This window comes from Sphingomonas sp. (assembly GCF_035555815.1).
In the GTDB taxonomy this organism is placed as follows: Bacteria; Pseudomonadota; Alphaproteobacteria; order Sphingomonadales; family Sphingomonadaceae; genus Sphingomonas.
This window is the reverse complement of record NZ_DATMGG010000205.1, coordinates 1-7,659: the sequence shown is the minus strand read 5'-3', so window position 1 is coordinate 7,659 and position 7,659 is coordinate 1. Positions and strand designations below refer to the sequence as shown.

Annotated in this window: 8 protein-coding genes; 3 read left to right on the top strand and 5 right to left on the bottom strand. The window is 70.8% G+C overall.

The genetic code is table 11. From position 1 onward, the window contains the following. Positions 1–9: 9 nt before the first annotated feature. From hpnE to hpnA, 5 genes are read right to left on the bottom strand one after another with little or no spacing between them, the layout of a single operon-like run. Positions 10–1,263 carry a hydroxysqualene dehydroxylase HpnE gene (gene hpnE, locus VNR91_RS12065; protein ID WP_325491021.1) on the bottom strand — a complete coding sequence of 418 codons (1,254 nt, stop codon included), beginning with the start codon at positions 1,261–1,263 and terminating at the stop codon, positions 10–12. Continuing rightward, a complete protein-coding gene (gene hpnD, locus VNR91_RS12060) occupies positions 1,260–2,099 on the bottom strand; it encodes a presqualene diphosphate synthase HpnD (RefSeq protein WP_325491020.1) in 840 nt (279 codons plus the stop codon). The genes hpnE and hpnD overlap by 4 nt, the downstream gene beginning before the upstream one ends. Beyond that, the gene (hpnC, locus tag VNR91_RS12055; protein WP_325491019.1) at positions 2,096–2,938 is read right to left on the bottom strand and encodes a squalene synthase HpnC; all 843 of its coding nucleotides are present in this window, start codon (positions 2,936–2,938) and stop codon (positions 2,096–2,098) included. Before hpnC ends, hpnD begins: the two co-directional genes overlap by 4 nt. Then, complete coding sequence (locus VNR91_RS12050) at positions 2,938–4,062, bottom strand: glycosyltransferase (protein WP_325491018.1); 1,125 nt, start codon at positions 4,060–4,062, stop codon at positions 2,938–2,940. The genes hpnC and VNR91_RS12050 overlap by 1 nt, the downstream gene beginning before the upstream one ends. Continuing rightward, positions 4,059–5,057: a hopanoid-associated sugar epimerase gene (hpnA, locus tag VNR91_RS12045; RefSeq protein WP_325491022.1), complete on the bottom strand. Its 999-nt coding sequence runs from the start codon at positions 5,055–5,057 to the stop codon at positions 4,059–4,061. The genes VNR91_RS12050 and hpnA overlap by 4 nt, the downstream gene beginning before the upstream one ends. A 221-nt stretch (positions 5,058–5,278) precedes the next feature. On the opposite strand from hpnA, the gene VNR91_RS12040 reads away from it, so the two are divergent. The 3 genes from VNR91_RS12040 to VNR91_RS12030 all read left to right on the top strand — a co-directional run. Then, the gene (locus VNR91_RS12040) at positions 5,279–5,878 is read left to right on the top strand and encodes an alpha/beta hydrolase (RefSeq protein WP_325491017.1); all 600 of its coding nucleotides are present in this window, start codon (positions 5,279–5,281) and stop codon (positions 5,876–5,878) included. 119 nt (positions 5,879–5,997) lie between these two features. Beyond that, positions 5,998–6,396, top strand: coding sequence for a MerC domain-containing protein (locus VNR91_RS12035; protein WP_325491016.1), 399 nt, complete (start codon positions 5,998–6,000; stop codon positions 6,394–6,396). 125 nt (positions 6,397–6,521) lie between these two features. Further along, positions 6,522–7,659 (top strand): cadherin-like domain-containing protein (locus VNR91_RS12030; RefSeq protein ID WP_325491015.1); only part of this gene is annotated, 1,138 nt, incomplete at its 3' end.

The following is a 7,659-nucleotide window of genomic DNA, read 5'->3' as shown; positions in this document are numbered from 1 at the left end:
GGGACGTGGCTAGCGCGTGCCGGATCGGAGCGCCAGTTTCGCGGCCGTCTCCCCCGATCGCAGCGCGCCCTCGATCGTCGCGGGCAGGCCGGTGTCGGTCCAGTCGCCGGCAAGGAACAGGTTGCGCCAGCGTGTCGCGGCGGGCGGGCGCTTGGCGTTCTGTTGGGGGGTAGCGGCAAAGGTCGCGCGCTTCTCCTTGACGATCTGCCAGCGTGGCATCGGGTGATCGATGCCTAGCGCGGCCTGGATATCCGCCCAGAAGGTGCGTGCGAGCCCCTCACGATCCCGATCGACGATCGCCTCGGCCGCGCTGACGGTGACGGACAGCCGGTCGGGAAAGGCGAACACCCATTCCGCGGTGCCGCCGATCAGTCCGAGCATCGGCGGGGCACCTGCCGGGGCGGGAAACGCGAAGTGGCCGTTGACGATCGCGCGGAAGTCGTCGGGTGCTGCGAGGCCCGGCACCAGCGCGGTCGCCACGGCGGGGGGCACCGCGAGGATCACCGCCTCGTCGGCGCTGACCGGTTCCCGCCCCGCGCCCCAATCGAGCGCGGTCACCCGATCCCCGGTGAAATCGATCGCGCGCAGCCGCCGTCCCAACGTTACCGCGCTATGCCGTGCCGCCAGCCACGCCAGCGCGGGGTCGATGAACGCGGCGGCCAGGCTAGGCTCGGCGACGCGCGGGCGCATCGCGCGGCCGCCCTTCGCCACCGTCTCACGCAGCACCGCGCCGGCCAGTGCGGCCGAGCTTGCCGCCGGATCGGTGTTGAGCGCGGCGAGCAGCACCGGGCGCAGCAGCCGCTCCCATACAGGCCCTTTCGCGTCGATCCGTGCGTCGATCCGCGCTTCTTCGCGTCCCAGCAGGCGGGCGAGCGGCAGATAGTCGGCGGCGCGGCTGCCCGGCACACGCCGGCCCGGCGCCAGCACCCACCATGGCAGCGGCCCGTCGTTGATCCGCACCGTCCAGCCCGCACCGCTGGTCAGGTCGCGAAAGGCGAAGTCGGCGTGTTCCGGCCCGGCCAGCGGCGTATCGGCGCTGATCGCGGCGCGAAAGCGGGTGACGGCGGCGTTGCCCGACAGCACCAGATGGTTGCCGTTGTCGATCGTCAGCCCAAGCTGCGGATCGTGGTAGGATCGGCAGCGCCCGCCCGCCTGCGCGGCGGAATCGGCGATGGTCACGGCGACGTCGGCCCGCCGCAACGCCACCGCCGCCGCAAGGCCGGCCAGCCCGGCCCCGGCGATCGTCGCGCGGGTGAAATTCACCGGGTCAGGCTCAGCCGCACCACCGTCCACAGCAGGCCCAGCTTGGACACGCGGATGCGGGTGCGTGGCGGTGCCCAGCCGGCCGCCTCCATCCGTGTCAGCACCTTGGCATAGGCGGCGGCCATCAGCCGCGGCGCGATCAGGTGGCCGCGCGGGCGCGCCGCCAGGATCGCATTGGCCTCGACATAATGATCGTGCGCCTGCTTCGCCAGCGCGCGGGCGGCGGGGTCGATGCGGCGGTCGGCGACCACCTCGGCCGGGGTGGTCAACGCCATGCCGGCGCCCTCCAGCAGTTCGGCGGGCAGATAGACGCGGCCGATCGCGGCATCCTCGTCGATGTCGCGCAGGATGTTGGTCAGTTGCAGCGCGCGGCCCAGGTGATGCGCCAGCGCGATGCCGGGCGCCGGCGCCATCCCGAAGATCCGCACCGACAGCCGCCCGACGGCGGAGGCGACGCGGTCGCAATAGAGGTCGAGTTCGGCAGCGGACGGCCAGCGCACGTCGCGGTCGACGTCGGTCGCCATGCCGTCGATCACCGCGTCGAAATCGGCGCGATCGAGGTCGAAACGGGTCACCGCCTCCGCCACCAGCGCGGCCTGTCCGGCATCGCCGCCGGTGTAGAGCGCGGCGATATCGGTGCGCCATTGATCGAGCGCGGCGGCGCGTGCGGCGCGATCGCCCTGCTGGTCGTCGGCGATATCGTCGACCGCACGGCAAAAGGCGTAGACCGCGTACATCGCCTCCCGCTCGGCGCGCGGCAGTACGCGCATCCCGGCGTAGAAGGAACTGCCCGATACCTGCGCGCGCAGCGCGGCGGGGGTGGTCTTGGGGTTCATGCCGGCGCCTTCGCGAACAGCCGGCCGGCCAGCGCTCGGGCGGCGATGATCGCGGCCTCAAGGCGGCGGTGGTGGACGCGCTCGCTCAACGGATCGCGGGTGAGCAGCCGCGCGGCCAGGCTCTCGGCCAGCCGATGGATGATCGCGACCTCGGCGGCCAGCCGGCGGTCGCGGATCAGCCCGGCGAAACCGGCGCTCTGGACCAGCAGCGCCTGCGTGCGGCGGGCCAGTCGCTCGATCACCTCGCGCAACGCCGGAGTGGCCTGCGCAGCGGCCAGATCCTCGATCCGCGCGCCACAGTCCGCCAGCGTGTCGGCGGGCAGGTAGACGCGGTCGAGCGCGCGGTAATCCCTGCCGCAATCCTGGAGGTGGTTGATGACCTGAAGCGCGGCGCACAGCGCGTCGTTGGCGGGCCATGACGCGCGGTCCTCGCCATGCACGTCGAGCACGAACCGCCCGACCGGCATCGCCGACAGCCGGCAATAGCCGATCAGCGAATCCCAATCCGGATAGCGGCGGATCGTGACGTCACGTTCGAACGCGTCGAGCAGGTCGTTGGCATGGCCGGGATCGATGCCGCGCTCCGCCATCGCCTTATAAAGCGCATGCGCGACGCCGTCTCCGTTTCCGGTCAGCCCGGCGCGCATCGCGGCGAGGCGGGCCAGCTTCTCGGCGGGCGGCGCGGTCGGGTGATCGGCGATATCGTCGGCGGCGCGGGCGAAACGATAGAAGGCCATGATCGGCGCGCGGTGCTCACGCTTGAGCAGCACGGATGCGACCGGGAAATTCTCGGCCTTATGGTCCTTGCCCGATGCCAGATTGGTCGCCGCCGTCGCCATCAGCCTCGCGCCGCCTGGGCTCGTCCCTTCCACATGCCCCCGCGTCCTTGCCAATGCTGCCATGCCGATAGCAAGGTGCATGCCCCGTAGAAAGCCGCGATCAGCGGCAGCGCCGGTCCCCACAGCGGCGATCGGCGGTAAAAGCGCAGCATCGGCTGGATCGACACCGCCATCGCCAGCCATGCCGCCGCGCCCAGCATCCGCGCCGGGCCGCTCCCGAGCACCGCCAGCAGTGGCGGCGCGGCGTAGATCAGCCCCAGCCCGACGATCGTCCCGGCGAGCTTCCACGCGGCATAGTCGAGCTGGGCATAGGCGGAGCGGGAGATCATCGCGGCGATCGACCCGGCGGTGTCATAGCGGCGGATGCTGCGCGCGCGGTCGGTCAGGCCCAGCCAGATTCGCCCGTGCCGCTTGATGAGGGCGCCGAACGCGCAATCGTCGATCAGCGCCCCACGGATCGCCGCGATCCCCCCGGCCCGCTCCAGCGCGTCGCGGCGCACCAACATGCAGCCCCCGGCGGCGGCCCCGATGCCGCGCGGGGCGTTCACCCGTGCGAACGGATAGAGCATCTCGAAGAAATAGACGAACGCCGGCACCAGCGCCCGCTCGGCGAAGGAGACGCAGCGCAACTTCGCCATCAGCGAGACCAGCGCCAGCCCGCCGCCCTCCGCGCGCGTCACCAGCGATCGCAGCGTGTCGGGCGCGTGAGCGATGTCGGCGTCGGTCAGCCACAGATAGCGCGGCGTCCCGGCGGCGGCGATGCCCTGCGACACCGCCCACAGCTTGCCGGTCCAGCCCTCGACGAGCGGCACGCCGGACACGACCGTCAGCCGCGCGCCGCCGGCGGCTGCTGCAAGGGTCGCGGTGCCGTCGCTACTGCCATCGTCGATCAGGACGATGCGGAAATCACCGGGATAGTCCTGCGCGGCCAGACTGGCGATCACCGTCGCGATCACCTCCGCCTCGTCGCGCGCGGGCACCACCGCGACGACCTCCGGCCAGGTCGGGGGCGCGGCGGGGAGGCCGGCGGTGTCGCGCTCGCGCGCCAGCCAGAAGCCACCGTTGGCCAGCAGCAGGTACAGCCAGATCGCCAGCGTCAGTGCGCCGATGGCGATCCCGATCATCGCACCATTCCGGCGTCGCGGAACCACGCGATCGCATCGGCCAGCGCCTGTGCGTGTGGCCGCGCGCGATAGCCCAGTTCGCGCTCGGCCTTGGCGGAGGAATAGAACATCGCGTGCGCGGCCATCTTCAGCGCGTCGCGGGTCAGGAACGGTTCCTTCCCGGTCCACATCGCGATCCGCTCATTGGCCCAGGCCAGCGGAAACAGCGGGCCGCGCGGCAGGCGCACCGTCGGCGGCCGGCGCCCGACGATACCCGCGATCGTCGCGAGCATCTCCGCCAGCGTGACGTCCTGCCCGCCCAGAATATAGCGTTCGCCGATCCGCCCGCGATCGTGTGCGAGCAGGTGGCCGGCGGCGACATCGTCGACGTGCACCAGGTTAAGCCCGCTGTCGACGAACGCCGGCATCCGCCCGCCCGCGGCCTCGACGATGATCCGCCCGGTAGGGGTCGGCCGCACGTCGCGCGGGCCGATCGGGGTGGAGGGGTTGACGATCACCGCCGGCAGCCCTTGCGCGCGCACCATCTGCTCGACCAGCCGCTCGGCGACCAGTTTGCTGCGTTTGTAGGCGCCGACCACAGTCGCTTCGGTCGCGACGCGGGTCTCGTCCGCCACGCCACCGTCGAGCGGCAGCAGCGTGGCGACGCTGCTGGTATGGACGATCCGCGCGACCCCGGCGGCCAGCGCGGCCTCCATCACGTTGCGGGTGCCGTCACGGTTGTTGCGCACGATCTCCTCGGGATCGCGCGCCCACAGCCGATAGTCGGCGGCGACATGATAGAGCGTCCGCACGCCGGTCATCGCCCGCGCGACGGCGGCGGGGTCGCGCAGGTCGCCCTCGACAAGTTCGCCGGGGAAGTCGGCCAGGTTGGTGCGCGGGCTGGTCGCGCGCACCAGCCCGCGGATCGCATAGCCGCGCCCGGCCAGCGCCCGCGCCACCGCCGAACCGAGGAAGCCCGACACGCCCGTCACCAGCACGATGTCACGATCGGCCATCATCGAATCACATCCCCCGGACGCGCGCCTCGTAGCACAGGATCGCCGGACGGGGAGGGTCGGCGCTTTGGCGCGGCCGCACTTCGATTGGGCGCAGCTCTATTGTGCATCTAATCAGTGGGAATAACTTTCGACTCAGGAAACAGCCCGAGTCGGTTCGTTCCGACGGGTGCCGTGCAGGAGGGAATGCGATGATCCATCCGGTCGAAGCCCTTGGCGAAATGCCCGTCCCGCTCGTGGTATCGCTCCAGCAGGATCGGGAGGATCGCCTGGCCTCGATGCTCGCCGAGGGCGGCGTCGCCGAGGTGCAGCGGCTCGCGCTCGATCTGTCGAAGGCCCACCGCGGCCTGTGGGCGCTGCAACTCGATGAGGTCATCAAGGATCGCCGTCAGCCGGTGGTGCTGGTCGCGCAGGGCGTGAGCTGTCTCGCGGTGGCGTGGTGGGCGCAGCTCTCCCCGCGCAGCTACCTTCGCGCGGTGGCCGGCGCGCTGTTCCTGTCGCCGCTGAGCTTTACCATCGGCCAGGCGGCGATCGCGCGCGGACTGCGGCCCAGTCCGGGGACGCGCCTGCCGTTTCCGTCGATCACCGTCGATGGCGCGTCCGCGATCATCCGGCAGGTGCTCGATCTCGCCGACGGCTGGGGCAGCCGTTTCGTCGAGGCGAGCGCGCCGTTCGGCGAAGAAACCAGCGCGGTGGAGCGGCAATTGTCCGGGCTGCTCGCGATCCTGCGCGGCGATGATTCCGCGATCGGCCAGCCCGCCCCCCGCGATCGCGCCGGCGTTTGGCGGCCCGTGCAGCATGGCTGCATCCCGCTAGGCTGAGCGAGTTCGCGCTTGCCCTATTGGGAGTTTGTAAAAAAACCGGCGCGTTGCCCTTTCACCCGGTGAGGCGATCCCTATAGTAATGATACATTATATCATTTGCGAAATCGGGGCACCGGATGGTCAGAGTAGGGGATGCGGTGCGGCGGACGGCGCCGGTCGATTGGGTCGAACGCGCCGCGTTGGGGGCGTCGATGGCGTGCCTGGTGCATTGTCTGGTTCTGCCGGTGCTGTTCGCGCTGCTGCCGGTGCTGTCGGCGGTGATCCCGGTGCCGGAGGCGTTTCATGCGTGGATGGTCGTCGTCGCCGTGCCGCTGTCCGGTGCGGCGCTGGTCACCGGCCGGGCGCGCCATCGGCTGTGGTGGCCGCTGGCAACAGGCGCGGCGGGGTTGGGGTTTCTCGCCGCCGGTGCATTCCTGTTCGGCGCGACCTGGGCGGATGTTCCGGTGACCCTGGCCGGCGGTGCGCTGCTGGGGGTCGCGCACCTTGGCAACTGGCGATTGCGCCACCACGCATGAGCCGCGTGCGCCTGAATCCGGCGCGCGCGCTCTGGTCTGGCGGGCGGTTTCGTGCGACCAATTCGGCCGAAGGCGCCGGCCGGCGGTGAGTCGAACGGCGTCTCTCCGAAAATAGGGGACGAGCCATGGCCGCCGATATCTCTGCCGATCGCGCAACCAGCCTGAGCGTCGATGTCGACAACGACGGCGTCGCGGATCCCGGCGATACCGTCCACGTCACACTGACGATCGCCAACATCGGCACCAGCGCGGCGATCAACGTGCTGGTCAACGACGCGCTGAACGGCATGACATTGGTGGCCGGATCGATCCAGATCACCCCGATCGCGGCCGACGACGCCTTTTCCATGACCGGCAACACGCCGATCACCCTCACCGCCGCGCAATTGCTCGGCAATGATCTCGATCCCGACGGCGATCCGGCCGCACTGACGATCACCGCGGTCAGCGGCGCCAGCCATGGCACGGTGGTGCTGAACGGCGACGGCAGCGTCACCTTCACCCCCGACACCGGCTACACCGGCGCCGCCAGCTTCACCTACACCGTGGAGGACGCCCAGGGCCTGTCGAGCGTCGTCGACGCCGATGTCGCGCTGACCGTGACCGCGCCGACCTGGTACGTCGACAGCGCCTACAGCGGGGCGAACGGCGCGTCGGACGGCTCCTTCCTCCGTCCGTTCACCGGCCTGACCGAGCTGAACGGCGGCAACGGCGACGGCAGTACCAACGACGACGTCGACGGCGCCGGCGACACGATCTTCGTCTACGATCGCGGCGTGACCTACGGCGGCGGGATCACGCTGGAGACCGGGCAGAAGCTATACGGCGACGGGCAGGCGTACACCGTCAACGGTATGTCGATCGGCGCGGGCACGGGCAATGCCGTGATCGGCCATACCGGCGCCGGGATCATCCTCGCCGTCGGCAACACCATCGCCGGGATCGATCTGGTCGGCACCGCGACCGGTGCGGTCGGCATCGTCGACGGCGGCGGCACGGTCGGCACATTGACGATCGGCAACGTCGGCATCGGCGGCCAGGGGCAGGCGATCGACATCGATCAGGGCGGCACGCTGGCGGTGTCGCTCAACAGTGTCGCCTCGACCGGGTCGACCGGCAACAGCGGCGGCGTCATCCAGCTGAGCGGGGTCACCGGCAGCTTCGCGGTCGGCGGCACGGTCAGCATCACCGGCAGCCATGCACAGACCGGCATCGACATCGCCAACGGGACGGGCACGTTAACCGCGACCTTCTCCGGCACCG